This window comes from Lentibacillus sp. (genome assembly GCF_035301925.1).
Taxonomy (GTDB): domain Bacteria; phylum Bacillota; class Bacilli; order Bacillales; family Amphibacillaceae; genus Lentibacillus.
On sequence record NZ_DATGTI010000036.1, the window covers coordinates 1 to 26,318 of the forward strand.

Sequence of the window (26,318 nt, forward strand, 5' to 3'; positions counted from 1 at the left end):
GTGGTAGAGCAATCGGCTGTTAACCGATCGGTCGCAGGTTCGAATCCTGCCTGTGGAGCCACGTGGCGGCGTAGCTCAGCTGGCGAGAGCGTACGGTTCATACCCGTGAGGTCGTGGGTTCGATCCCCTCCGCCGCTACCAATTATATGGCGGCCGTGGCGAAGTGGTTAACGCACCGGATTGTGGCTCCGGCATTCGTGGGTTCGATCCCCACCGGTCGCCCCATAGTCCATATTATAGCTTGTTATACGGACCCTTAGCTCAGCTGGTCAGAGCTATCGGCTCATAACCGATCGGTCGCAGGTTCGAATCCTGCAGGGTCCACCACTCATATTTGGAGGTATACCCAAGTCTGGCTGAAGGGATCGGTCTTGAAAACCGACAGGCGGGTCAAACCGCGCGGGGGTTCGAATCCCTCTACCTCCTCCATACATAACGAACAGGTATCTGATGTTAGAAGTCAGATGTCAGAAACCGATAGAAAAATCCCATATACGGGGCTTGTGAGAAGCATATACGTCATCGAATATTACGAATTCAATAAATCATATTGCGTAAAGTTCTAACATCATGAGACGAGAACGGATTAAGAGAAAAACTTCATACGGCTCGGTAGCTCAGTCGGTAGAGCAACGGACTGAAAATCCGTGTGTCGGCGGTTCGATTCCGTCCCGAGCCACTTTTCAAAACAAGCGCTGAAGCTTGTTTTTTTGTATGGTTGCACTTGTAATTGTAATTCAGCGACAACCTGCATAACCTTTGTGAGATCTCGTCCCTTGCAATCCACTTATGATTAGTTCTTGATTCATTCAACCAGCAGCGACATTTGTTTGCAATGCTACTAGTGTTAATATCCCGAATTTCAAGGCTTAATACCCATCGAGATGTTTGCGCTTCAAAAGGAATGTTTTAATCTTTCATTTTCGATCGTTTGGCTTATATTAAACACGGGAATATTTAATGGTGACGGGGATTTTACTGTTTACATTATGAAAAAATGCATTTAATTTGCATGTATATCATGGCTCTGATACCTTTAATGTAAAGGGTGAATTTTCAATCCTTTTAATAAGATATATTAAGGAGGACATTAGAAATGGCAAAATTTGAACTACCAGAACTACCATATGCATATGATGCTTTAGAACCTACCATCGACAAAGAAACCATGAATATTCACCACACAAAGCATCACAATACTTACGTAACAAAACTGAATGCTGCACTTGAAGGAAAGGCAGACCTTCAGAACAAGTCACTTGAGGACTTGGTTGGCAATCTTGACGCTGTGCCTGAAGAGATTCGTACAGCTGTCCGTAATAATGGCGGTGGACATGCAAACCATAGTCTTTTCTGGAAAGTCATGTCACCAAATGGCGGCGGCGAGCCATCAGGTGAATTAGCAGATAAAATCAATAGCACGTTTGGAAGCTTTGAAAAATTCAAAGAAGAATTTGAAACTGCTGCAAAAGGACGTTTTGGCTCCGGCTGGGCATGGTTGGTTGTTAACAATGGTGAACTGGAAATTACGGATACACCAAACCAGGACACACCTTTAATGGAAGGTAAAACACCTATATTAGGTCTAGACGTGTGGGAGCATGCTTACTATTTGAAATATCAAAATAAACGCCCTGAATATGTTGCCGCATTCTGGAATGTCGTCAATTGGGACCAAGTGGCAAAAAATTATAACGAAGCAAAATAATGTGAAACTTAAACATTGATTCATGAAGACACGGGTTTTTCCCGTGTCTTTTTCATTGCCGGCTTGAATGCTCAACACATTGCTGAATCGGCTTTTTCCCATTATGATGAGGGCATCCGTATATACTTTTGACTGCATATCTGACCTTAATTTGTTCAAACTATAAATGAACAAAAAGGAGTAATGGATATGCATAAAGCCTTGGAACATATAGCCGGAAAAATTGAAATAAGCCGGGATCTTATTTTCCTGCTGGTGATTGGCGGGTTATATTCCCTCAGTATTTTCCTTTCCAATACATTCGTGAATATTTACTTATGGAAACAGGCTGGTGATTATACAACGATCGCCTTTTATAATTTGGGAATTTATTTATTCCAGCCGATTTCATTTATTTTGGCAGGTAAAATAGCCAAGAAAATTGATCGCGTTATTGTACTGCGTTTAGGGGTAATCTTCTTATCTCTATTTTTTTTGAGTGTATTACTTATTGCCGAAGATGCTTCCACGTACAATTTTATGCTTGGCAGTGTATTAGGTGTTGGTTATGGGTTTTACTGGCTCGCTTTCAATGTGCTCACATTTGAGATTACAGAACCCGAATCACGGGATTTTTTTAACGGTTTTCTTGGGGTGCTGCAATCTTTTGCAGGTATGATCGGACCATTACTTGCTGGTACCATCATTGCAGCAATGGAGGAGAACATTGGTTACAGCGTTATATTTACAATCTCCTTCATACTTTTCATCGGTGCAGTGGTCTGCAGTTTTTTTCTGAAGCAACGCCAGGCAGAGGGGCTGTTCCATTTTAAACGCATTTTAATTGAAAGAAATCATAACAAAAATTGGAAAAGGGTTTTAAATGCTCATATATCACAGGGGCTCCGGGAAGGAATATTTTTATTCGTTATTTCCATTTGGGTCTTCATTACCACTCAGAGTGAATTTGCTTTGGGGATATTTAATTTGTTCCTGTCAGGATTGTCATTTATTTTTTATTTTATCGTGACAAAATGGGTAAAACCGTCACTGCGGAAAAAGGCAATCCTGACAGGTGCGTTAATCTTATATTTATCGATTTACATCATTCTGTTTGATATCAGTTATATACAGCTGATGATTTACGCCGCTCTCATCGGTATTGCCTATCCGATTGTAAACGTTCCATATGCTTCCCTGACGTATGATGTGATCGGAAAAGGGTGGAAAGCGAAAGAACTGCGTGTTGAATATATTGTGGTAAGGGAATTATTTGTCAATATCGGACGGGTATTGTCCATCGTCACTTTTTTAGTCGCTATCTCATTATTTCCGGCAGAAAAAATCATTCCATATTTGCTTGCCATTTTTGGCCTTGGACATGTGTTTATTTATCTTTTTGTTAAGGATATTTATCTGGGGAGTTCCGGCAAAAAAGATGTCATAACAAAAGAGCCGGTAACTGATGAAAAAAATCGGTGAAACCTCTTAGATTTCAAGTCAGGAAATGGTATAATACAGAGGATAGCATTATTTTGCATGTAACGGACAGAAAACCCAAAAAAAGCGGGATAGCTGTCCTAAATGTCTGATTCTGTTCGGGCCTGCACGATGCAGGTCTCAAAGGCGTTGCAACAGGACAAGGAAAGCTGCGACACGAAGCATCGCACGAAGAAAAAGTGCATTCTTTTTTCGAGGACGCGCGAGTACTTAGCCTTTGTTCCCCTGATTCAGTGGGGGAAGGACACCGTCTGAATGAGTTTCACTTTATCCCGCATGTAATGGGCTGTAATCCCCCAAAAAAACGGGGCATAACAGCCCCTAAATGCCCGATTCTGTTCAACTAACATTCAGTGGGGGAAGGACATCCCACTGAATGAGTTTCACTTTATGTTTAGGGTGAGGAGTATGGTTTTAAAAAAGAAGAAGAAACAGAAAAAATCCCAACTGCCTTTGCGTTTAAATATACTCTTTTTCATCGTATTTTTACTGTTTTCGATATTGGTATTGCAATTAGGTGTTGTTCAGATTTTGAATGGGGAAGCATTTCAGGCTGAAATTGACCGGACGACAAACGACTACACCGAAATACCTGTTCCCCGCGGCAAAATGTACGACCGCAACGGAAATCTGATTGTCGGAAACGATGCCCAGTATTCGATAACATATACACCGGAAAAAGGGGTACAAGCGGAAGACAGGCTGGATGTGGCTGAAAAATTAGCGGAATATATTTCAATGGATTCAGAGGAACATTTGGAAGGTATTACACTGCGGAATAAAAAAGAATATTGGTACCTGAAAAATACTGATGAAGCCGAAAGCCTGCTGTCACAGGAAGAAGCTGAAGCCAAGGAAATGGATAATGGTGAACAATATAATGAGATTATTGACCGTATCGATGAAGACCAGGTGGATGATTATTCCAAACAGCAGCTTGAGGTTATTGCTATTAAAAAAGAAATGGATAAAGCTATGGCATTGACACCGCAAGTGATCAAAAATGAAGATGTAACACCTAAAGAATTTGCCCGTGTTTCTGCACATCTGGAAGAGCTGCCCGGTGTCAATGCGACAACTGACTGGGACAGGGAATATCCGTATGACGAAACATTCAGGGATTTTGCCGGATCCATTACATCCGAGTCACAGGGAATCCCACAGGCACAGGAAGATTATTACCTGACGAGAGGGTACAGCCGTAATGACCGTGTCGGCAACAGCGGGCTGGAAGAACAATACGAAGGTGTCCTGCGCGGACGCAAGGAAAAAATTCAATATACGACGGATTCAAACGGAACGATCGTGGATTCGGAGGTCGTTGTTGAAGGGCAGCGCGGAAAAGACCTGGTCCTGACGGTCGATATGGAACTGCAGCAGAAAGTCGATGAGGTTATCCGTGAAGAAATGGAGACGGCCATCCAGAAAAGTCCAAGTGAAAACAAGTATTTGCAAAATGCGATGGCAGTGGTGATGGACCCGAACACAGGTGAAATTCTTGCAGCCAGCGGGCAGCATTATGATCACGAAGAAGGCGAATTCACCAATATGGGAACATCAACCATCTATAATGCCACTGCGCCCGGGTCATCCATTAAAGGGGCGACGATGCTGGCAGGTTATCAATCAGGGGTAATTGAATTTGGACAGCAGTTTTATGATACACCTATTAAAATTAAGGGTACGCCGGAAAAAAGCTCTTGGAAAAACCTTCAGTGGGTTAATGATCTTGAAGCATTAGAACAATCATCCAACGTTTACATGTTTTATATTGCCATGCGAATGGCCGGCGAGTATAATTATGAGCCCAATAAATCGATTAATATTGATTATGCTGCCTTTGATGAAATGCGCAATTATTTTGGGCAGTTCGGCCTGGGTGTTTCAACCGGCGTGGACTTTCCGTATGAATCAACCGGCTATCAGGGGACAAATCCGATGGCAGGTAACCTGCTTGACCTGGCGATCGGGCAATATGACACTTACACAACGATGCAACTGGCACAGTATGTCTCAACGATTGCCAATGACGGGTACCGCGTACAGCCGCATTTCATGAAAAGTATCCATAATCCCGTTCCACATGAAGAAGGTCTTGGTCCGGTTTATAAAAGCAATAATACAGAGGTTATGAACCGGGTCCAAATGAGCGACAGTGAAATTGAGCGTGTTCAGGAAGGTTTCCGCCGTGTATTCCAGGAACCGAACGGAACAGCTTCGGCTCATTTTGCCGATAAACCATATGATGCTGCCGGAAAAACGGGGACGGCTGAATATGATATCTATGAAAATGGCGAATTACAGGCTTCAACGGAAAATCTGTCCCTTGTCGGATACGCACCCTATGATGATCCGGAAGTCGCTTTTGCCCTTATTGTACCGCGTGTAGGAGAAGGGAATAATATAAACCATGAAATCGGCAAAGGCATTTTGGACGCTTATTTTGAATTAGAAAATGAAGACGATGAAGAAGAATAAAGCCTGACGATTCAGCTGCCTGAACGCTTAATAAAGTGTTCAGGCATTTTTTTGTTGTACACCCCTTCACCCCTATAATCGAAACAAACTGCAAAAAGGGGCATGACTTTTTAAAAAAATCATGCCCCTTTTTTGGTATTTCATACGATTATAGGGGTAGAAGGGGACTTTTCAATAAATCTATCAACTTTACATTCTTTTTACATTAGATTAATAGGGACTTAATACTCATTCGTTATGATAAGAATTGCAGGAGGGGAAACGTGATTCTGTTCCTGACAAAAAATCACCTTAACAGGGGGCTCTTAAATGAAGTCAAGATCATTATTCACAGCACTTGCATTGGCATTTTTACTCGTATTGCTGGCAGCTTGCGGCAATACAGAAGGCAGTGAGAATGGAGAAGAGAGTGGAAATGCTGAAGGAGGAAGCAGTGAAGAAAATGCTGAATCCAGCGAACAAACAGAAGTTATAGTCGATGGATCATCCACCGTCTTCCCAGTTATGGAAGCTGTAGCTGAAGAATATCAAACGGAAAACCCGGATGCTCGTGTGAGCATTGGTAGCTCCGGAAGCGGCGGCGGCTTTGAAAAGTTTGCTGCTGGTGAAACGCACATTTCAAATGCTTCCCGTCCGATTAAAGAAGAAGAAATACAAGCACTTGAAGACGCAGGAATTGAATACACTGAATTCCAAATAGCACTTGACGGTCTGTCAATTGTAGTGAACAAGGAAAATGACTGGGTTGATCAGCTGACAATTGACCAATTGAAGCAAATGTGGTCAGCAGATGGCGACGTCACAACATGGTCTGATGTAAATGAAGAGTGGCCGGATGAAGAAATCGAATTTTACAGCCCGGGCGCGGATTCCGGTACAGCCGATTACTTTAGTGAAGTAGTACTGGGAGAAGAAGGATCATTTCGCCAGGATGCCACATTATCTGAGGATGACAATGTCCTTGTACAAGGTGTAACAGGCTCGCCAAATGCTATCGGATACTTTGGATATGCTTACTATGCTGAAAACACGGATCAACTGAAAGCAGTACCGATTGTTAACGATAGTGGTGAAGCGGTGGCACCAGATTCGGAAACTGTTCAATCAGGTGAGTATAATCCTTTCTCAAGACCGTTATTCATCTATGTGAAACATGAAGCACTGCAGGACGAATCAGTCTACAATTTCGCTAAATATGCACTTGAAAATGCAGGTGAAATGGCAGAATCAGTAGGCTATGTTGCGCAGCCTGAAAGTGAATATGAAGACATGCTGTCAACGCTGGATGAGGTTGCCGGAAAATAATCCTGAGCTATAAAAGAAAATCATAAAGAATGGTGAGGGGAGGTGTATCATGATACCTTTCCTCACTTGCCTTTTGTATCATAATATTTATATTATTTTGCTTATTTTTCCCCGCATGAACGGACAGTAAACCGCCAAAAAACGGCGGGTAACACAGTCCGTACATGCCCGATAAGTTTCACTACCATTCAGCGGAAAAATACGCCCGCTGAATGAAGTTTCACTTTATGTAAAAGAGGGATATATTTATGGCCGTTGACGTTAAAGAATTGATGAAAGAAAAAAAATCCAAGGGTTCTTTACAAACATTTACAGAAAAAGCGGCACCAGCTTTTTTTCTGGTTTGTTCCATTGTATCGATACTCGCAACAATCGGTATTGTTCTCACATTGCTGATAGAAACCATTACGTTTTTCACACGTGTCCCTTTCATGGAATTTATAACGGGGACAAAATGGTGGCCTTTTGGCGAAAATGCGAGCTATGGCATTCTGCCGTTAATCTCCGGAACACTGCTGATTACAGTGATTGCTATGATCGTGGCTATCCCGTTCGGACTGGCGTCAGCCATCTATCTGAGTGAGTTTGCATCTGAAAAAGTGCGTAAAGTTGTCAAACCTATTCTTGAAGTATTAGCGGGTATTCCGACAATTGTATATGGGTTCTTTGCACTGACATTTGTAACACCGCTGCTGCAGGTGTTCATTCCCGATCTTCCAATTTTTAATGCGCTGAGCCCGGGGATTATTGTGGGTGTCATGATCATTCCGATGATTGCTTCACTTTCTGAAGATGCCATGAGTTCTGTGCCCAATTCTATGAGGGAAGGTGCGCTGGCCATGGGATCCACCAGACTTGAAGTGGCTTTGAAGGTTGTTGTTCCCGCAGCACTATCAGGAATTATTGCATCATTCGTGTTGGGTATTTCACGGGCTATCGGAGAAACGATGATTGTGTCTGTTGCTGCCGGCTCAACACCAACACTTACGCTGGATGTTACGGAATCGATACAGACAATGACCGGGTATATCGTGCAGGTGGTACTTGGTGATGCTTCCTATGGCACAACCACTTATTACAGTATTTATGCAGTCGGAATGACTTTATTCCTATTTACGCTAATAATGAATCTCCTATCACAATATATTTCCCGCCGCTTCAAGGAGGATTACTGATATGAACTTGGTCGACAAACAGTTGGTTCAAAATAAAATGAATAATCGGATCATCAAGGGCCGGATCATGCGGGCGGTGTTTTTCCTGGCTACAGCATTTGGAATCGCTGTTCTGGCAGTCTTGCTTTATCGAGTATTTTCAGAAGGTCTTCCTTATTTGGATTGGCAATTTTTGACCAGCTTTGCATCCCGTTTCCCCGAAGAAGCCGGTATAAAAGCTGCGATTTTCGGTACGCTCTGGGTGATGGCTGTCACCGCTCCGGTTTCGATAATATTGGGTGTTGGGACGGCTATCTATCTTGAGGAATATGCAAAAGAAAACAAATTTACGCGTTTTATACGCATGAATATATCAAATTTGGCAGGGGTCCCATCTGTTGTCTTTGGACTCTTGGGTCTGACAGTTTTTGTTCGCCTGCTGGAAATGGGCCGGAGTGTTATTGCCGGTGGACTGACCATGAGCCTGTTAATCATGCCGATTATTGTTGTGGCAGCATAGGAAGCCATCAGATCCATTCCGCAAAACCAGTATGAGGCGTCTTACGCGATGGGGGCTACAAAATGGCAGACAGTCCGGCGAGTGATACTACCAGCAGCAATTCCCGGCATGTTGACCGGCAGTATATTGGCTTTATCACGGGCTATTGGTGAGACGGCACCCTTATTGACGATCGGCGCAATGTCATTTGTCGCCTATACGCCGGGAAGTATCTGGGACAGTTTCACGGTGCTACCGATCCAAATATACAATTGGACCGGCAGGCCGCAGGAAGAGTTTCATATTATCGCTTCAGCAGGTATTATTGTGCTGCTTGTAGCCCTAATACTGATGAATTCTATCGCTATTTTCATACGGAACAAATTTTCTAAACGTTATTAGTAATTAATCGGGAGGTTTTGTCATGACTGATGCAACTGAGAACAAACAGATATCGATCGCCAATACAAATGAACCGGATAAGGAAGAGAAGAAATCCATTTATTCAATTGATAATTTTAATTTATGGTATGGTGATAACCAGGCACTTTACGATGTGCAGCTGGAAATCCCCATGAATAAAGTGACAGCGATTATTGGACCATCCGGCTGCGGCAAATCAACGTTTATTAAGGCGCTGAATCGGATGGTTGAGTTGGTGCCGTCCGTTAAGATGAGCGGAAGCATTAAATATAATGATAAAGAAATATTCAGTCCGAAGTTTAAAGTAGAAGATTTAAGAACAAGCGTTGGGATGGTATTTCAAAATCCGAACCCTTTTCCAAAATCTATTTATGAAAATGTTGTCTACGGTCCGAAAATACACGGTATTAAGAAAAAGAAGGTACTTGATGAGATAGTTGAAAAAAGCCTAAAAGAAGCCGCCCTTTGGGATGAAGTGAAGGATCGGCTGAATGAAAATGCATTTGGACTTTCCGGCGGACAGCAGCAGCGGCTATGCATTGCCAGATGTCTGGCTATTGAACCGGAAGTGATCTTGATGGATGAGCCCACTTCAGCATTGGACCCGATATCCACTACTAAGATTGAGGAACTTGTCCAATCCCTTAAGAAAGATTATAGTATTGCCATTGTGACACACAACATGCAGCAAGCAGCCAGAATATCGGATAAAACAGCATTTTTCCTGAATGGGGAAGTCATTGAATACAGCAACACCGATAAACTTTTCTCCAATCCGGACGATAAGCGTACAGAGGATTACATTACCGGCCGCTTCGGCTAATAAGGAGAGGATTATGATGGTTGCCAGAGAGCAGTTTGAAACGGATTTGAAACATATTAAAGAAGACATTATGGCCTTATCGAATATGGCGGTGAATGCCTTACGTGAAGCAGTTGATGCATTGTATAACCAGGATATAACCCTGGCAAGGGAAGTGATCGATAAAGACAGGGCTGTCGACAAGCAGGAACACACGATCAATGATCAGACGATTTTACTCATTGCCAAACAGCAGCCGGTCGCAACGGATCTGCGGCGGCTGGTGATAGCACTGCAGATAACGGCTGATATCGAACGAATGGCTGATAATGCCAAAAATATTGCTAAGTCAACGCTTCATCTTGGGGAGGATCATCGTTTGACAGTCCATCCAAGGATTAAAGACATGCGGGATATGGCAATTGATATGAATCAAACCGCCATGCGGGCGTTCCAATATGATGATATCTCAATAGCCCGCAAATTATCGGAAATGGACGACGAGGTCGATCAGTTATATGAAATGATCATCCATGATATTTTAAACGAAACGGCCACTAATCCGGAAAAAATCCAGTACGTTATGCAAATGGCATTCAGCGCCCGCTACATTGAGCGATTTGCCGATCATATTACAAATATCGGAGAAAGCATTATATATCTTGTTAAAGGTCAATCGTATAAATTAAATTGATATAAAAAAAAGCTGTATTGCTTCTTGCAATACAGCTTAATTTGTAATGGTTTCGGCAATTTCGTAATGATCCATGTCACTTGACAGTTCAAATTCACCCAGCTGAACCAATTCAACGTAACCTTCATCTTCAAGATATTCTGTAAACGCATCAGAATCATCGATAATATCATTTTCTTCCAGTGTTTGACTAATCTTGGATGGTGCCATACCCGACTCGACTGTCAGCGTGTAGGTTGTCGGCTTGTTTTCATCCGTTTCATCTGAATTGTTTTCCTCATCATTGTTGTTATCGCTGCCTTCATCTGTCTCAGTTTCACCCGACGCAGTTTGGTCCTGTTCTTCACTACTTTCATTGTCACTGTCATTATTTTCGTCAGCATTATTATCTGAATCCACAGAAACAGAAATATACTCAGAATCTGTTAACACATGGTAACCTTCTGACTCTATCACCTCGATCATATCCTCTGTCGCTATATCCTCAACGTCAGTTTGCGAATCACCGGCGAAGTAAAATGCACCGAGCATAATGATACCGGCTGCCAGCAGACCAATTGCAAACGAACGGATAGTTTGTTTCATAATGCTCCGCACTCCTATCTCTCTTCAACATAGTTATCGGTTTTATGTATCGTATCATCGGAAAAATCATCTGTAAGCAGTTCTTCTTCCAGAACCTTAATTTTTTTCTTCATTTGATAATTTTCCTGCATGGTTGAAATCGAAAGTTGTTCTAATTCACTTTCCAGATCGTCAAATTTATCGTTCATAAAAAACGACAGAATCAGCAGCACAACTGCAAGGACGATAACGGCGATTATCGTATAAAACATATTCCTTCCCTCCATTCATGTGTATCAATACAGTTATAACATACATTGTCGAAAAGAGAAATAATCAAAATTTAACAAATCACCAGCTTGAATATTTTTCGAACTTCTGCTATTATAATTAGGGTCTGAAAAGTGATGAAAAAGGTTTTGTGAAACTGCTATTTATTGTTTGGAGGGAAAGGTATGCGCGTAAATATTACATTGGCCTGTACAGAAACAGGTGACCGCAATTATATTACGACAAAAAATAAGCGCACAAACCCGGAACGTTTGGAGCTTATGAAATATTGTCCACGACTGAAAAAACACACATTGCATCGTGAGACGAAGTAATGAACGAATAACGCCGCTCCTGCCATTTCTGTGGCAGGAGCTTTCTATTATTGTCGTAAATGTTTATAATGGGGCTGGGGTGATGAAATGGGGAAAACGAAACTGCGGACTGACATCATTCAGAAATTAAAAGCTTTATCGGCTTCGGAAAAGAAAAAGATTGAAACGAAACTCACAGAGCATCTAACGACATCTAACGTCTGGCGACAGGCTGATATAATTGGCATAACCATTTCACATGGGTTTGAATGGAATACAAATCCAATTATTGAAACAGCTTGGCGGTACGGCAAAAAAGTGTGTGTCCCCAAATGCCGCCCAAAAGAACGCCAACTTGATTTTTATATCATCACCAGTTATGACCAGTTGGAAGTCGTCTATTATAATCTGCAAGAACCAATACCACACAAAACCGAAAAATTAACCAAACATAAAATTGATTTGCTCATTGTTCCTGGTTTGCTGTTTGACAGGAAAGGTTATCGGATCGGTTTTGGCGGTGGCTATTATGATCGCTTTTTAACTGATTTCCGGAATACAAAACTGTCATTGGCGGCGACTATGCAAATCATTGAGGAAATACCGGCTGACCCATATGACATTCCGGTAGATGATATCATAACAGAAAAAGGCTTTCTAAGGCAGGTGGCATTCTAAATGGATCTGTCCCGTTATTCAAGACAGATGTTATTTGAACCGATCGGAGATGACGGACAGCGACAATTATCACACACTACTGCGCTTGTGGTGGGGGCAGGTGCATTGGGTACAGTTATCTGCAATCAGCTGGTGCGTGCAGGAATCGGTAAACTGCGGCTGATTGATCGTGACTATGTGGAAATGAGCAATTTACAGCGACAGATGCTGTTTGATGAAGAAGACGTCAAACATTTTTTACCAAAAGCGATTGCGGCGAAAAACAAATTGGAAAAAATGAACAGTCAGGTCACAATCGAGGCGATTGTTGGAAACGTTTCCGTTGAAAATATCGATCATCTGATAAAAGATACAGACGTTGTTCTTGATGGCACTGATAATTTTTCGACACGATATCTCTTAAACGATGCCTGCTTTAAATATCAGATTCCGTATTCGTATGGCGGCGTTGTCAGCTCCCGCGGCATGACTGCTTTTTTTATCCCGGGAAAAACGCCCTGTTTGCGGTGTATAACAAAAGAAGGAGAAGGCAGTGGCCAGACGTGTGATACGGTGGGTGTTATTTCACCTGCAGTCGATATGGTTTCTTCCTTTCAGGTGACGGAAACATTAAAATATTTGACCGGGAATCAACATGCATTGCGTCATACATTAAAAACATTTGATGTATGGCATAACCGTCATTATGATATGAAACTGGCCGAGTCTGATCCAAACTGTCCAGTATGCCGGCAAAATTCATTCCCTGCCTTGCAAAAATCAGCGGAAAATGAAGAAACCGTACTATGTGGACGGGATACAGTCCAGATTCACCGCAAATCGGACATTAACCTTGAGGAATGGGAAAATAAATTAGCAAAAATTGCCAACATCAAACGAACACCTTTTTTATTAAAAGCGTCGATTCGGGAGGGGACGCATTTTGTGATGTTTAAGGATGGGCGTGTTCTCGTCCAGGGAACTGAAGATCCTGTTGAGGCACGAACCTTGTATGATCGATATATCGGTTCCTGATGCATAATCTCTTATGAATGGAAGATAACTATGAATACCACATTATGAGAAAAGGGTGTCAGGAATGAGAGTCTTTACTGTTCTTACAGTGATAATGACAATTGCTGCCGTGATTTTCAGGTGGCGGTACCGGATTATGAATACCTTATTGGCAATCAGTTTTCTACGGCGCGCAGCAGTCATGATTTCAATGAATATGCCGGCCATCCGCGAGAAAATCATGCCGACTTTATTTCAACGTCAGACAGTCAAATAATCATTCCAGGAAGCTGTTAAACCAACAGCTTCTTTTCTTTGCATAAATGAGGTTGTTCAAATTTATACTTCTCATAATATTATAATACAGCTGATTGGGCTAAACGAAACGGAATACGCTTCGGTTCATCAGGATTTCAACATTTTTAAAGCTCCTTTTCCGCAAAATAAAATAGGATCGTGTTGCTAAATTGAAAGAGGTTGTTCTAAAGGTACTGTATAAATGACCTGTTGTACAGAGGTTCTTCTTCTAAAACCGCCCATGACAATCGCCAATGCAGAAAGACACCACAAAACACGAGAAGCCCGCTTCCTGGATAAGCGAGGTTGATTCACGGGAGCTTTCCTTTTATTTGAAACAGCAGTGGCTCAAATTTTAACGCACAGGAAGAAAGTTAGCCGACCGTATTTTTTTGGATACACACTAAAAGAAAAATAGGATAATGTAAGAAATTTTGGTACCATGGCTCTAAGGGGGAAAATGAATGTACCTGGATGAAAGCTACACGATGTATACATTAGCCTGTCATTTGACCGAAACAGATGGGTTCGAACTAATACATATCAATAAAGATGAAGAAATTTGGCTGGAAAAAAAGCAAGGCAAAACATCAAGCGTTGTCCGTTTGTTTCATGGCGGTTTTGACTGGAAAAATCATTTAAAACAGGATATCGGACAGGTTTTTCAGAAAGTAAAAGCCATCAAGCGGCATTTACGGGGAAAGCATATCGAAATACATAATGTCTACTTTGCTGAATATGCCCCTGTTGACGATTGGGACATCCTGAAAAAGCCGATGCAATTAAAGGAAAAAAATCCAATCAACATGAAGGTGTATTATTTATCTGAAAACGAAAAAGAAGAAGAACTGGCAAGATTACAGAATGGTGTTGGAAGCACATTTCAGCTGTCGGATGAAAATCTTTCTGAAGCTGATAAAGAAGCGGCGGTACATAACTGTCGAAGAAAATTAGCCGGACAGTTGAAACGGAAGGAGAAAGAATTCCATGAGATTTTCTCATATGGTAAGCCTTTTCTGACGTACATTTTGCTGGCTATCAATATCCTGATATTTTTCCTGCTGGAAATGAACGGCAACAGCACCTCGACGGCAACATTAATCGAATTTGGTGCAAAATATAACCCGGCTATTATCGAAAATGGTGAATGGTGGCGGATTATCACTTCCATGTTTCTGCATATTGGCGTCGTTCATCTATTCATGAATATGCTGGCCATTTACTACCTGGGTACGATCGTAGAACGGATCTATGCTTCATTCAGGTTTCTGATCATTTACTTTTTGGCTGGCATTGGAGGAGGGTTGGCAAGTTTCGCTTTTACGACCAACGTGTCAGCAGGCGCTTCAGGTGCCTTGTTCGGTTTATTTGGTGCCCTGTTGTTTTTCGGATGTATTCATAAACGAATTTTTTTCCAGACGATGGGCATGAATTTACTGATCATCATTGGAATCAATATTGTGTTTGGACTGAGTGTTCCCCAGGTTGATAACGGGGCACATATGGGCGGTTTGATGACTGGATTTATTGCATCAGCCATCATGTATTTGCCGAAGAAAAAGAAATGGATTATCCAATTTTCTGCCTCTGTGTTATATTTGCTGATTGTTTTCGGACTTGTTGTCTATGGTGTGGATTTTAACAAAAACAGCCCTTCCTATCAGTTAATGAAGGCTGAGCAACTCATAACAGAGGAACAATACGAACAAGCTGTAGACACGGCAACCAAAGGACTGGAGACTGCGGACCAAATTGAAGATGAATTGGAAAGTCACTTATTGTTTCAGCGGTCATACGCTAATATCCAGCTGAACAGTATCGGAAAAGCAATATCGGATTTGGAAAAAGCAGTTGAATTGAATAATGCATTTCCAAGAGCACATTATAATTTAGCCGTTTTATATGGTAATAATGGTGAAGCAGATAAAGCTGTCGAGCATATTGAAAAAGCTTATAAGCTGGATTCCGACGATGAGGATATCAAGCAATTGTATGAGCAAATAACCGGGAGCCGGTCAGACTGAAACTGAAAAGATGCTATAAGCCCCGTTCTGTTTTGAATGACAGGACGGGGCTTTAACGATATCGTCAGCAAAAAACAGACGATGCGAATTTCGAGGTTGTCTAAAAGTCGTCCGGGTATTGCTGGATGAGTTTTTCTTTTTGACCGTTCCATTCAAATAAAACGATCAAATGGTCATGTTGCTTATCAAATAATATAAGCGGTATATAGCTACTCACTGATTTGCCTGTGACATTTTTGGCTCTCAATATGTAATTTTTATAAATCCCTTCCCATAGTTGGCCCATAATCTGATTTGTCTGTTTCTGGGTAAAAGAGGGCAGTGGTTCGGTGTTGAATTTGTTCAAATCCGTGAACGGTACTTTATCATAAGCATCTTTGTCAATATCGAAATATGCCAACAAACGTTTCCAGTTATAGACAAGCTGCTGCTGTGTCGTGTGATCCAGCAGGTCGAACCATTCATGTTCATAATCTGTTTCAGGTGTTTTGAATGATTCGAGTGGCGTGTTAGGAGAATCAATGACATACAGCTGATCATATGTCATGTGATGGACACTTTTAATCTCATCATCCGGATAGTGAACCTCCCCATGATGAAATGATAGAACCTGGAAATATTTGCTGTCTTCTCCATTGAATGTATCTTTCATTAGAATGGTATCTGTATTTTCTTTCCATTTACTCCGGATCCCGAGCAGCTGTCCATTTTTAAATAAGAGAGAGGCATCCTGGCGCAAATACAGTTCATGTTCACTGACAGATTTGCTTGTCCAGATCATTTCATAAGAATCCCTTGATTTTTGCGAAACCATTTCCAGCGTGGTGCTTGTTTCAGTAAATCCGGTTTGATCATCTTCCGGAAAATAGGTGATGACCGGGGCGGATTCCATTTGCCACAGGAATATTAAGAGGCCTGTACTGATTATTGGAATAGTGATCAGCAGTAACAATCTTTTGTTCATCCCGACCATCCTTTAGTTAGGGGGTTATTCATATTGGCGGTGTTATAAGAAAAAAATAGTCTTTTCAAAAAGAATGTATGATTCGTCATAATCCTTTATGTCTGTTTGTGTATAGTTGGGGTTGTTTCACACAAACTATGATGGAACTTATCAGTGAACATCCATAAAAAGGTGAGCGTATGGAAAAAGAAAAACAACCCTTATTTTCCGCCTATTCCAAAAATGTGTCATACATTAAGGAACGGCTGGCAGTTGATAAAAGTTTTGATCTCATCCATCTTGATCTGGAATATGCAGGCCGGAATATGGCATTATTTCTGGTGGACGGTTTTGCCAAAGACGAGATTATGCATTATATCATGCGGATTCTGGCAAAACTGGAACCGGAACAGCTCGAACCTGACCCGCTGGAAAAACTTTTTAAAACGTATATTCCTTATATTGAAATTGATCACGTAAAGGATTTAAATAAGGCATCAGACCTTGTACTCGGCGGGCCGGCTGCACTTGTTGTTGAGGGCGTTGATGAAGTGATCATGATCGATGCCCGGACATATCCGGTTAGATCCCCTAACGAACCGGATCTTGAGCGAGTTGTCCGAGGATCCAGGGATGGTTTTGTGGAAACGATTGTATTTAATACGGCCCTCATACGAAGAAGAGTCAGGGATCGTTCATTGCGGATGGAGTATATGCAAATAGGCAGACGGTCCATGACTGATATCACGGTTTGTTATCTGGAGGATATAGCAGACCAGGAACGTGTGGATGACACCAAAGCCGTATTACAGAAGATTGATACGGATGGTCTGGCGATGGCGGAAAAAACAATCGAGGAATATATCGGGGGGCGGCATTGGAATCCATATCCAACTGTCCGCTATACAGAGAGGCCTGATACGGCTGCAGCGCATTTATTTGAGGGGCACGTGTTGATCATTATCGATGGATCACCAAGCGTGATGATAACGCCGGCAACGTTTTGGCACCATTTGCAGCACGCCGAGGAATACCGGCAAAAACCGCTTGTCGGTGCATATTTGCGGTTTGTACGTTATGTAGCAGTATTTGCATCGATTTTTATATTGCCACTGTACTATTTGTTGGCCATCAATCCGGAGTTTTTGCCGGCAAATCTTTCGTTCATCGGTCTGAGTGAGGAAGGAACGGTTCCGCTTATTTTGCAATTTCTGCTGGCTGAATTGGGTATTGACATACTCAGGCTGGCTGCTGTTCATATTCCGTCTGCCCTGGCCACAGCACTCGGCCTGGTAGCGGCTATTTTAATTGGTCAGGTGGCAGTGGAAGTCGGTTTATTTTCGTATGAGGTCGTTCTTTACCTTTCGATTGCCGCAATTGGAACATATGCTACACCAAGTTATGAACTAAGCCTGGCAAATAGACTCGTCAGGATGTTCCTGCTCATCGTCACTGGGATGTTTGGTGCAATCGGCTATTTGGTTGGTATTACGCTCTGGCTCCTTTATTTAACCCGGATGTCGTCTTTCCGGATTGCCTATTTTTGGCCGATGCTGCCATTTTCCTACAGAGCGTTCAGGGATGTGTTCATCAGGTCACCGATTCCACTGAAAAATCGCAGACCGGTATTTTTAAATCCGAAAGATCCGGACCGCTAAACGCTGAGCGTCCGGATCTTAATTAATAAGTTCGGAAAAGTATAGTGATCAGTGTATCATTTCAAGATTGAAATCGGCTGGTTCGTCGATAGTCTTATCTACGGCCTTTGATCACAGGAAGCGAATCCGTGTTTTTCCAAGCAAAATTCTCTGACTGGCTTCGGACATCGTGTTTTCTTATTCACTATTATGAGCCGTTTTGATATAATTAAATATGGTGGTTAAAATGGAATCGATATATGATATACGGCAACTATTGAAACGATTTGGAACGATTATATATGTCGGTGACAGAGTGGCTGACCTCGAATTAATGGAGACTGAAGTGAAGGAATTGTATGAATTCAAATTCATTGACACAAAAGACTATCAGAAGGCTTTGCTGCTGTTGAGGGACGAGGCTGCCCGTCTGCGTGATGAAAAAGGAGCGAATTCCTGATGGGAAAAATGATTATTGGTGTTGACATTGGTGGTACAACGATTAAAATCGGCATAATTGACAACATTGGAAATATACTGGATAAATGGGAAGTACCCACCAATAGCACCAATGCCGGTACATCCATCATCTCAGACATTTGGAAATCCGTGAGTGCAAGTCTTGATCAAAATAACATGACCAAAGAGGCCATCGAGGGTATTGGCATCGGTGCACCTGGCTTTATTGACATGGATTCTGGCCATGTTTTTGAAGCAGTTAATATTGGCTGGAAAAATACGCCGTTGTCTGAAGAGCTCCGGACTGTTTCAGAACTGCCGGTATTTGTGACTAATGACGCGAATGCTGCAGTATTAGGTGAAAACTGGAAAGGCGCCGGCGGGAATGCGAAAAACCTTGTTGCCCTTACGCTTGGCACAGGGGTTGGTGGCGGTATCATTGTCAATGGCGATATCATGAACGGGGAAAGCGGCATGGCCGGCGAGATAGGCCATACCACAGTTGATCCGGATGGTATTTTGTGCAATTGCGGCCGGAGAGGATGCCTTGAAACCATTGCCTCAGCAACCGGAATGGTCCGTCAAGCCAAGGCGAAGATGGAACAGAATCCTGAAAGCCGGCTTGTATCACGATATAACGCATCCGGACGTATCACCGCAAAGGATATTTTCGAGCTTGGTGATGAAGGTGACGTGTCGTGTAAGGAGATCATTGCATATACTGCTGATGTTCTCGGTTTGGCAGTAGCAAATGCCGCGACAATCATTAACCCCTCCAAAGTTCTTATTGGCGGCGGGGTGTCCAGAGCTGGTGTACAATTCATTGAGCTTATTGAAGATGCATTTCATCGGTACGCATTACCAAGGGTCAGTAACGTTTGTGAATTGAAAAGTGCTAAATTAGGTAATGATGCAGGCATCATCGGTGCAGCATTCCTTGTCAAGCAGAAGATGGAAAACCTGACATTCTAGGCTTTACTTTTTGAGCTGAATCTATTAAAATAACATTTCGCTAATCTTATTTAAAGTTCTATGAAACTTTTTATCGAATAAAAACGTCATATATAGAGTAGTTATGCTTTAAATAGCAAGCAGGGAATTTAAGGAAATAATATAAATTCATAATCATACCCAAAAATGTAAAAAATTGGGAGGAACGAAAGATGGACTTTAAACAGTTCAAAATGCCGTTATATATTATTGCATCATTGCTATTCGGTATGAAAACGTATATACTGTACCGCTTTGCGTTCAACCTGGAATTGGAAAACAATATGCAGGAGTTTATCCTGTTGATCAACCCGTTTGTATCTGCTTTTTTGTTTTTCGCCATAAGTGTCTGGTTTAAAAATCAGTCACGGCAGATGAAATTTCTGCGTTATACGGCATTGATCGGAACACTGATACTGTATTTTAACCTTGTTTTTTACCGCTCATTTGACGATTTTATAACAGTGCCACAGTTGTTCCAGGCAAGCAATATGGGTGACTTGGGATCAAGTATTCTGACACTGATTGAGGTTTACGACGTGCTGCTTTTTCTGGATGTTGCCATTATCTGGTACTTGAGCAGAAAGAAATCCGACGTCATGTCGGTCAGCTACCAAAAGAGCGGGAAAGTATTTGCACTGGCTATGTCATTCCTGCTTCTGGCGGGCAACTTTTTCCTTGCCGAAATGGAACGTCCGCAGTTATTCACCCGTGCATTTGACCGGGAATACCTGGTTAAAAACATCGGTTTGTTCAATTACCATATTTATGATGCCGCGGTTCACTCCAAGGTGAAAACGCAGCGCGTGTTTGCTGATGGCAATGAACTGCCGGAGATAACTGAATATGTTGATGAGGAAGTCAAAAGTGATGAACAATCACCATTGTATGGAATAGCCGAGGACAAAAATGTTATCTTCATTTCATTGGAATCCATCCAAAGCTTTGTGATTAATAATGAGGTTAACGGTGAGGAGATAACGCCATTTTTGAACAGTCTGGTCGATGATGAAAGCACGTACTACTTTGAAAATTTCTATCACCAGACACAACAGGGGAAAACTTCGGATTCTGAATTCCTTGTTGAAAATTCCCTTTATCCACTTTCGAGGGGAGCCGTGTTCTTTACACATGGCGGCAATGAATATCATGGGATGCCGGAAATTCTGGATGAAGAGGGCTATTATTCAGCTGTCTTTCATGCCAACAATAAGAGCTTCTGGAACCGTGATCAGATGTATGAAAGTTTAGGTGTTGATCATTTCTATGGGGAAGAAGCTTATGAAGTCAATAACGAAAACTCTGTCGGATGGGGATTGAAGGATAAACCATTCTTTGAGCAGTCCATTAAGTATCTGCAATCAATGGAAGCGCCATTTTATTCTAAGTTCATAACACTGACAAACCATTTTCCGTTTGAATTGAGTGAAGAAGACAGTTCAATCGATAAATATGACTCAAATTCAGCTACCCTGAATAACTTTTTCCCGACCGTCCGATATATGGATGAGGCAGTCGAACAATTCTTTAACCAGTTAAAAGAATCCGGTCTTTATGAAGATTCCATCATTGTTATGATGGGTGATCACTATGGCATCAGTGAGAACCATGATAAAGCCATGAGTCAGTATTTAGATAAAGACGAAATTACGCCATATGATCATGTTCAATTGCAGCGCGTGCCAATGTTCATTCATATCCCGGGACACGAAGACGGCAAAGTGATGTCAGAAGTAACCGGTCAGATTGATGTGAAGCCGACATTACTGAATTTGCTTGGCATATCGTATGAAGATGATATCCATTTCGGTAATGACATGTTTAGTGAAGACCGTAAAGGCTATATCGCATTAAGAAACGGCGATTTTATCAGTAATGACTATATTTCCACTAGTGGTGTTTGTTATAACCGGGAGACCGGTGAACCTGTCGAAACTGAAGAAACCGGGCAGGAAAACACGGATAACGCGGCTGAAAACCAGGCAAGTGATCCATGCGCGCCAATAAAGCAAAAGGTGGAGAAAGAACTGCAGCTGTCTGATAATATTATTTACGGTGATTTGTTCCGGTTTGTGGATTTTTCCGAAACAACTGATACGACAACTAATGAGTAAATTAAATAAAAAAAGCTGACCCGGTCATGACCGGATCAGCTTTTTGCACTTTTAAAGATAACGCTAAAATGTAAATTTAAAAAAGCATCATGGGTTACATATTGCCTATTTCTGTAACGATTGTAGCAATCGAAAAGAATCCGAAAACCAATACGGCTATTGCTGAAAAGCCAAGTGCAAATAAGTTTTTAAATTTAATTTGCCGTACAACTGATACGACTGCTAATAAGGCGACTAACAAAAATATAATTGCTAAAACCATTCGAAACACATCCTCCTTGTGAATATAACCATGAAACTTATCTGTATTATTATGTAATCAACTGTTTTCTATACTTATTTTATAGTATAAAATGATTTTTGTCGAGGTATATCCATATAAATGCAGCAACAATTTATAAATGGAGGCGATTTTATGAAGATAAACGGTATGGCTGCAGGTCCGCTGGGGACGAATTGCTATATTGTACATAACGGAACGGATGCCCTGATAGTTGATCCAGGCGGGGATTCTGACGTTATGATTAAGTATTTGACGGAAGAAAAGCTGAATCCGAGAGCTATCTTGCTAACACATGCCCATTTTGATCACATCGGCGGTGTTGATCGATTAAGATCGTATTATGATGTAAGTGTTTACCTGCATGAAAATGAGGCATCATGGCTGGAAAATCCGAAAGATAATGGCTCATCATTGCTTTTGGGGAGCGAAATTGTTACAAAACCTGCAGAACACCAACTGAATCAAGGAAGCATGCAAATTGGCACACTATCTTTTGAAGTGATTCATACGCCAGGACATTCACCCGGAAGCGTCAGTTTTATATTCCATGACGATAAGTTTGTTATCAGTGGTGATGTCTTGTTTTATCAAGGTGTCGGACGTACAGATCTGCCAGGCGGTGATATCAATCTGCTTGAGCGGAGTATACGTCAATCCCTCTATAAGTTGCCTGATTCTTACACGGTTTATCCGGGTCATGGACCGGAGACAACCATTGGTGATGAAAAGCAGCATAATCCTTTCTTTCCGGTTTAAGAGTGTTATGTACAGTAGAATAAATAAAAATGTCAGCCATGAATCATGGCTGACATTTAGGGGGGATGTGCTCTGCTCTTTTGTTGGTTAGGGATAAAAGTTAAGCTACTGAATTTAGTATATACCTCAGGTTAACAACATGTCAATAGTAAAAACCAAATAAATGAAAAAACCCCGCAAATTTTTATGTAGGCAGGGTTTTTCATCAAATATTATGTTGTTGATTAATGCCCAAATCCCGGTACTAAAATAAATTCGGAATACCAGGTGAATCCGATAAAAAATATAGTGCAATAAGCCCCGAATAAATACATATACATACGTTCAGATAATTTCAGATAGCCTACTGCCAGGAAAAAAGCCGTTTGAACAAGAAACAGCAAAGCAACGTTGATCATGTCGCCCACGTAAAACATTACGGTGAAAATACCTGTCCAAAAGGCAAGGACCCGAAACATACGATCCATGTTTTCCCCTCCTTTAAGTATCCTTTACAATGTTATTATAAACGACCCGATGCATAATGTAAATGAATCATGCTAACGGGGTTGCCACATCGAACAGAGGATCTTCTGCTAAAACCACCCAAGTCCTGTGGCGGGCGCAGAAGTCACCACAAACAGGAGAAGCCCGCTCCTTGGAAAAGAAGAACGCTTTTCCTGCGTGCGAAGTGAATTCGATGAAGCTTTTCTTGTGCTCGAAACTGCGCCGCCTTGAACGTTGACGCGATTGACGAGCTAATATCGGCGTTACGACAGGACGTCGCGAACTTAGCCGATGACGGTCTTTTTTACTATCCATATTGAACACGCACTTAAACGATTGAAAGTTTTGCCAGGTAAGTGCAATTTTCACAGCCGCTGAACATATTTTCCGTTTCGATTAACTCAATCTCATCGAACAACGCCTCAAACATCCCTTTTAAAAATGCATGGTGCATGCGGCATACCATCGTTTGATTTTTATTGACAATCTCCTTGAAAGGGCAGTTATTGATCTCGAAAGAAACACTGCCTGCTTTTTCATTGTAGTGAAATTCAGGATACATACCAAGCATTGTACTTGCATCTTGGAGTATCGTAAGCTTTTGTTCGATGCTGAGTTCCGCGGATGCTGGGATATGCTTATAATGCTCCACTATTTCAACACCATATTTATACCCTGTCTGGTACAATGCCTGTCTACCCGGTTCACCCAATTCAACAAACGATTCTAAAGCTATCGAGGAAAACAACTTGTAGTCCCGATGCGGAAAATGCATGTCAACCACTTCATCTGACAGCCGATAGAGCCTGCTGGGACGACCGCCTCTGCCTGTTTTCTCTGAGTAGGACTCCACCAAATGAATATCTTCCAGCTTTGACAGATGCAGTCGTGCCACATTTGGATGAATATCAAATTCATTTGCTATTGTATTAACGTTGACTTCTTTATGCTCTTTAATCAAGTATTGATAAATATTGAATCGGGTTGGGTCACTCAGCACACTGGTTATTCTTAATGTTTGTTCCAATGGAATCACCTCACGGCCATTTACTGTCATTATAATCGAAAATGGCCGTAAAATGGTTCAAATGATGGATTTGTTGAAAAATGTACATAATTTGTTGTTTAAGTATAGGGTGAGACAGATTGGCTATTTTTATTCATAATCAGGTGTGATCCTGTCCATGATATTGTGCGTAGCGCCAGTGTCCGTCCGGATTGTGAAATACAGATGATACTTCTTTTCGCTGAGTTGTGTATACTCAACAATTACATCTCCGTAAGGGAACGCATATGTCAGTGCATGATTTGAATTGGGCTGATCGACTACATCTTCCTTAAATTGTGTCCGGGCCATTTGCAATAATGTCTCGATCTTTAATTGTTCCGTCTGGTTTTCTGTAATGCGGATTTCGTTCTGATATAAACCGATATTGGCTGTCATGATGATGAGCGCCAAAGCAATGAAAAACAGGACATATGGAAGTACGAACCCTTGCTGGTCAGTTGTAAAAGACAATGTGTTTTTCAAATTGATCACCGTTTATAGTTGTTATGGAAGCGAGAAGACCAAATTCAGAAGGTGTAAAATGAACGTCCTGGACATTCCGCAAGTATACTTCAAAACCTTCACCATCAAGCTGTCTTACGATCAGATCTTCATATTGTTCCAGTGAAACGCGTGACTCATCTGGTTGTAAAAGCGTTATTTTAGATGGCTCAACCGTTATTTCGGAAGCCTTGATCACTTCATCCCGCAAAAAATAGAAAAATTGCTGCACCGACAGCTGATCATAGTTGGAGGAGACATCCACTGTTTTCGTTAAATATGTGGTGAAGGGGATTGTCATAAATATAATACTGACTGTCAAAAAAATTGAAATGAATGTAAACCCTTTTTCATTTTTCCGTATAGCCGTATAAACAGAATCGATTCGGTCGATCATTGGCATTGTCCCAGGTTGCACATCCTTTCAGTAAATTGCCTTCAGCGGTAAACCGGAATTTTGCTTCAGATCCATAGACTGTTTTAAGCAGACGATGGGGGAGATCCAATTGTTTATCCCATAAAAAAGGCTGCATGTCATGGTGCAATTCATTGATGATGGCGCGTTTTTGCTGCAGTGCTTCCCGCTCTTTAAGTAAAAGGTTTGTGAGTGGAATCAAGGTTGTGATAATCATCATGAGGAGGCTGGCCGCTACAAGCGCTTCAATCATCGAGAAACCTTTACTATTGCTCAAAGTAGCACCGTCCTTTCCCTAGTGGACAGATTAGATTATATTGCTCGGATAATGTTTTAATGGCTAATGTGCCCGGTGCCCGGATCGTGCCATTTTTATTGAATGAAACGGTCGGTAATGTTCGGGCATCAATCTTCCACCCTTCAGGCACTTTCCGTTCCAGGATGGTGGCCTGATTTTTTTTAATAACATAACGCCCTTGATCAGGGAATGTCAGCCGGTAGTGCGTTCTGGAATTATATGATAGGCTTTGCATATACAATAGATCCATCTCCAGTGTTTCGAGAAAGCTTTCTTCAGTCTTTTTATCCAGTACTGAAACTTGAAGCGGTGCACTAAGGAAAACCAGAACGGACAAAACACCCAGAACGAAAAGCACCTCAATCAGGGTGAAACCGTTAGTATGAGTCATTTGGCTATGAAACCTCGCCAGTGCTAGGGTCATAATCGAGATCGGTGCCATCAGGACATGTTCTTTGCTCCTCCGTTATATAACCCTCACGTTCCAGTTCACCCAGTCCGGCAGGGTAATCCTGTTCTTCAATATGGTAGGCATCAACTTGTGCCTGTACAACACTCACTAAAGCACTGCACCCTTTGTCATATACATTCTCACTTTTATCACTCAGGTTGGGAACGATTAAAATGATCAATACGGAAATGATCATCAGGACAATCAGCATTTCGATTAATGTGAAGCCCCGCTGGTTTTTGAACATGAGACTCA

Annotated in this window: 28 protein-coding genes, 5 tRNA genes and 1 pseudogene; 23 read left to right on the forward strand and 11 right to left on the reverse strand. The window is 41.8% G+C overall.

Annotated elements, in window-relative coordinates:
• Positions 1-64 precede the first annotated feature (64 nt).
• The 13 genes and pseudogenes from VK080_RS03040 to phoU all read left to right on the forward strand — a co-directional run bounded on the left by VK080_RS03040 (position 65) and on the right by phoU (position 10,542).
• A tRNA-Met gene (locus VK080_RS03040) sits at positions 65-141 on the forward strand.
• A gap of 8 nt (positions 142-149) precedes the next feature.
• Positions 150-225, forward strand: a tRNA-His gene (locus VK080_RS03045).
• Between the two features lie 25 nt (positions 226-250).
• A tRNA-Ile gene (locus VK080_RS03050) sits at positions 251-327 on the forward strand.
• Between the two features lie 9 nt (positions 328-336).
• Positions 337-429, forward strand: a tRNA-Ser gene (locus VK080_RS03055).
• A 177-nt stretch (positions 430-606) separates the two neighbouring features.
• Positions 607-679, forward strand: a tRNA-Phe gene (locus VK080_RS03060).
• 417 nt (positions 680-1,096) lie between these two features.
• Positions 1,097-1,708: a superoxide dismutase gene (locus VK080_RS03065; protein ID WP_324223323.1), complete on the forward strand. Its 612-nt coding sequence runs from the start codon at positions 1,097-1,099 to the stop codon at positions 1,706-1,708.
• 189 nt (positions 1,709-1,897) lie between these two features.
• Positions 1,898-3,169 carry an MFS transporter gene (locus VK080_RS03070; RefSeq protein ID WP_324223324.1) on the forward strand — a complete coding sequence of 424 codons (1,272 nt, stop codon included), beginning with the start codon at positions 1,898-1,900 and terminating at the stop codon, positions 3,167-3,169.
• A gap of 426 nt (positions 3,170-3,595) precedes the next feature.
• A complete protein-coding gene (locus tag VK080_RS03075) occupies positions 3,596-5,665 on the forward strand; it encodes a penicillin-binding protein 2 (protein ID WP_324223325.1) in 2,070 nt (689 codons plus the stop codon).
• A gap of 309 nt (positions 5,666-5,974) precedes the next feature.
• A complete protein-coding gene (locus VK080_RS03080) occupies positions 5,975-6,970 on the forward strand; it encodes a PstS family phosphate ABC transporter substrate-binding protein (protein ID WP_324223326.1) in 996 nt (331 codons plus the stop codon).
• A gap of 248 nt (positions 6,971-7,218) precedes the next feature.
• Positions 7,219-8,145: a phosphate ABC transporter permease subunit PstC gene (pstC, locus tag VK080_RS03085; RefSeq protein ID WP_324223327.1), complete on the forward strand. Its 927-nt coding sequence runs from the start codon at positions 7,219-7,221 to the stop codon at positions 8,143-8,145.
• A gap of 1 nt (position 8,146) precedes the next feature.
• A pseudogene (pstA, locus tag VK080_RS03090) lies at positions 8,147-9,025 on the forward strand (phosphate ABC transporter permease PstA).
• 22 nt (positions 9,026-9,047) lie between these two features.
• Positions 9,048-9,869, forward strand: coding sequence for a phosphate ABC transporter ATP-binding protein PstB (gene pstB, locus VK080_RS03095; RefSeq protein ID WP_324223328.1), 822 nt, complete (start codon positions 9,048-9,050; stop codon positions 9,867-9,869).
• A 13-nt stretch (positions 9,870-9,882) separates the two neighbouring features.
• Entirely contained in the window at positions 9,883-10,542 is a 660-nt protein-coding gene (gene phoU, locus VK080_RS03100) for a phosphate signaling complex protein PhoU (protein WP_324223329.1), read from the forward strand.
• Between the two features lie 36 nt (positions 10,543-10,578).
• Here the strand turns inward: phoU and VK080_RS03105 are convergent, their stop codons facing one another.
• Both VK080_RS03105 and VK080_RS03110 read right to left on the reverse strand, forming a co-directional pair.
• On the reverse strand, positions 10,579-11,127 hold the full coding sequence (locus tag VK080_RS03105) for a hypothetical protein (protein ID WP_324223330.1): 549 nt from the start codon (positions 11,125-11,127) through the stop codon (positions 10,579-10,581).
• Between the two features lie 14 nt (positions 11,128-11,141).
• Positions 11,142-11,378, reverse strand: coding sequence for a hypothetical protein (locus tag VK080_RS03110; RefSeq protein WP_324223331.1), 237 nt, complete (start codon positions 11,376-11,378; stop codon positions 11,142-11,144).
• 183 nt (positions 11,379-11,561) lie between these two features.
• Here VK080_RS03110 and rpmG point away from each other — a divergent pair, with 183 nt between their 5' ends.
• The 5 genes from rpmG to VK080_RS03135 all read left to right on the forward strand — a co-directional run bounded on the left by rpmG (position 11,562) and on the right by VK080_RS03135 (position 15,682).
• Positions 11,562-11,711, forward strand: a complete 150-nt coding sequence (rpmG, locus tag VK080_RS03115; protein WP_090232185.1) for a 50S ribosomal protein L33 — start codon at positions 11,562-11,564, stop codon at positions 11,709-11,711.
• An 87-nt stretch (positions 11,712-11,798) separates the two neighbouring features.
• A complete protein-coding gene (locus tag VK080_RS03120) occupies positions 11,799-12,368 on the forward strand; it encodes a 5-formyltetrahydrofolate cyclo-ligase (protein ID WP_324223332.1) in 570 nt (189 codons plus the stop codon).
• Entirely contained in the window at positions 12,369-13,382 is a 1,014-nt protein-coding gene (locus VK080_RS03125; RefSeq protein ID WP_324223333.1) for a ThiF family adenylyltransferase, read from the forward strand.
• 64 nt (positions 13,383-13,446) lie between these two features.
• Positions 13,447-13,638: a hypothetical protein gene (locus tag VK080_RS03130; RefSeq protein ID WP_324223334.1), complete on the forward strand. Its 192-nt coding sequence runs from the start codon at positions 13,447-13,449 to the stop codon at positions 13,636-13,638.
• Between the two features lie 484 nt (positions 13,639-14,122).
• Positions 14,123-15,682: a rhomboid family intramembrane serine protease gene (locus VK080_RS03135; protein ID WP_324223335.1), complete on the forward strand. Its 1,560-nt coding sequence runs from the start codon at positions 14,123-14,125 to the stop codon at positions 15,680-15,682.
• A gap of 100 nt (positions 15,683-15,782) precedes the next feature.
• Here the strand turns inward: VK080_RS03135 and VK080_RS03140 are convergent, their stop codons facing one another.
• Positions 15,783-16,646, reverse strand: coding sequence for a hypothetical protein (locus VK080_RS03140; protein WP_324223336.1), 864 nt, complete (start codon positions 16,644-16,646; stop codon positions 15,783-15,785).
• A 179-nt stretch (positions 16,647-16,825) separates the two neighbouring features.
• On the opposite strand from VK080_RS03140, the gene VK080_RS03145 reads away from it, so the two are divergent.
• From VK080_RS03145 to VK080_RS03160, 4 genes are all read left to right on the forward strand, one after another.
• Positions 16,826-18,283: a spore germination protein gene (locus VK080_RS03145; RefSeq protein ID WP_324223337.1), complete on the forward strand. Its 1,458-nt coding sequence runs from the start codon at positions 16,826-16,828 to the stop codon at positions 18,281-18,283.
• Positions 18,284-18,509: 226 nt separating this feature from the next.
• Positions 18,510-18,722, forward strand: a complete 213-nt coding sequence (locus tag VK080_RS03150) for a YqgQ family protein (protein WP_324223338.1) — start codon at positions 18,510-18,512, stop codon at positions 18,720-18,722.
• Complete coding sequence (locus VK080_RS03155) at positions 18,722-19,693, forward strand: ROK family glucokinase (protein WP_324223339.1); 972 nt, start codon at positions 18,722-18,724, stop codon at positions 19,691-19,693. The genes VK080_RS03150 and VK080_RS03155 overlap by 1 nt, the downstream gene beginning before the upstream one ends.
• Positions 19,694-19,884: 191 nt before the next feature.
• On the forward strand, positions 19,885-21,825 hold the full coding sequence (locus tag VK080_RS03160) for an LTA synthase family protein (RefSeq protein ID WP_324223340.1): 1,941 nt from the start codon (positions 19,885-19,887) through the stop codon (positions 21,823-21,825).
• A 94-nt stretch (positions 21,826-21,919) separates the two neighbouring features.
• Here the strand turns inward: VK080_RS03160 and VK080_RS03165 are convergent, their stop codons facing one another.
• Positions 21,920-22,087: a DUF2759 family protein gene (locus tag VK080_RS03165; RefSeq protein ID WP_324223341.1), complete on the reverse strand. Its 168-nt coding sequence runs from the start codon at positions 22,085-22,087 to the stop codon at positions 21,920-21,922.
• Positions 22,088-22,240: 153 nt separating this feature from the next.
• Here VK080_RS03165 and VK080_RS03170 point away from each other — a divergent pair, with 153 nt between their 5' ends.
• Positions 22,241-22,864 (forward strand): MBL fold metallo-hydrolase, encoded by a 624-nt coding sequence (locus tag VK080_RS03170; protein ID WP_324223342.1) that lies wholly within the window; start codon positions 22,241-22,243, stop codon positions 22,862-22,864.
• Positions 22,865-23,088: 224 nt separating this feature from the next.
• Here the strand turns inward: VK080_RS03170 and VK080_RS03175 are convergent, their stop codons facing one another.
• From VK080_RS03175 to comGC, 7 genes are all read right to left on the reverse strand, one after another.
• Positions 23,089-23,331, reverse strand: a complete 243-nt coding sequence (locus VK080_RS03175) for a DUF2626 domain-containing protein (RefSeq protein ID WP_324223343.1) — start codon at positions 23,329-23,331, stop codon at positions 23,089-23,091.
• Positions 23,332-23,678: 347 nt separating this feature from the next.
• Positions 23,679-24,377 (reverse strand): helix-turn-helix transcriptional regulator, encoded by a 699-nt coding sequence (locus VK080_RS03180; RefSeq protein WP_324223344.1) that lies wholly within the window; start codon positions 24,375-24,377, stop codon positions 23,679-23,681.
• Positions 24,378-24,506: 129 nt separating this feature from the next.
• Positions 24,507-24,881: a competence type IV pilus minor pilin ComGG gene (comGG, locus tag VK080_RS03185; RefSeq protein WP_324223345.1), complete on the reverse strand. Its 375-nt coding sequence runs from the start codon at positions 24,879-24,881 to the stop codon at positions 24,507-24,509.
• Entirely contained in the window at positions 24,853-25,296 is a 444-nt protein-coding gene (locus VK080_RS03190) for a ComGF family competence protein (protein ID WP_324223346.1), read from the reverse strand. The genes comGG and VK080_RS03190 overlap by 29 nt, the downstream gene beginning before the upstream one ends.
• Positions 25,250-25,591: a prepilin-type N-terminal cleavage/methylation domain-containing protein gene (locus VK080_RS03195; RefSeq protein WP_324223347.1), complete on the reverse strand. Its 342-nt coding sequence runs from the start codon at positions 25,589-25,591 to the stop codon at positions 25,250-25,252. The genes VK080_RS03190 and VK080_RS03195 overlap by 47 nt, the downstream gene beginning before the upstream one ends.
• Positions 25,581-26,003 (reverse strand): competence type IV pilus minor pilin ComGD, encoded by a 423-nt coding sequence (gene comGD, locus VK080_RS03200; protein ID WP_324223348.1) that lies wholly within the window; start codon positions 26,001-26,003, stop codon positions 25,581-25,583. The genes VK080_RS03195 and comGD overlap by 11 nt, the downstream gene beginning before the upstream one ends.
• A gap of 4 nt (positions 26,004-26,007) precedes the next feature.
• Complete coding sequence (gene comGC, locus VK080_RS03205; protein WP_324223349.1) at positions 26,008-26,310, reverse strand: competence type IV pilus major pilin ComGC; 303 nt, start codon at positions 26,308-26,310, stop codon at positions 26,008-26,010.
• Between the last annotated feature and the right edge of the window lie 8 nt (positions 26,311-26,318).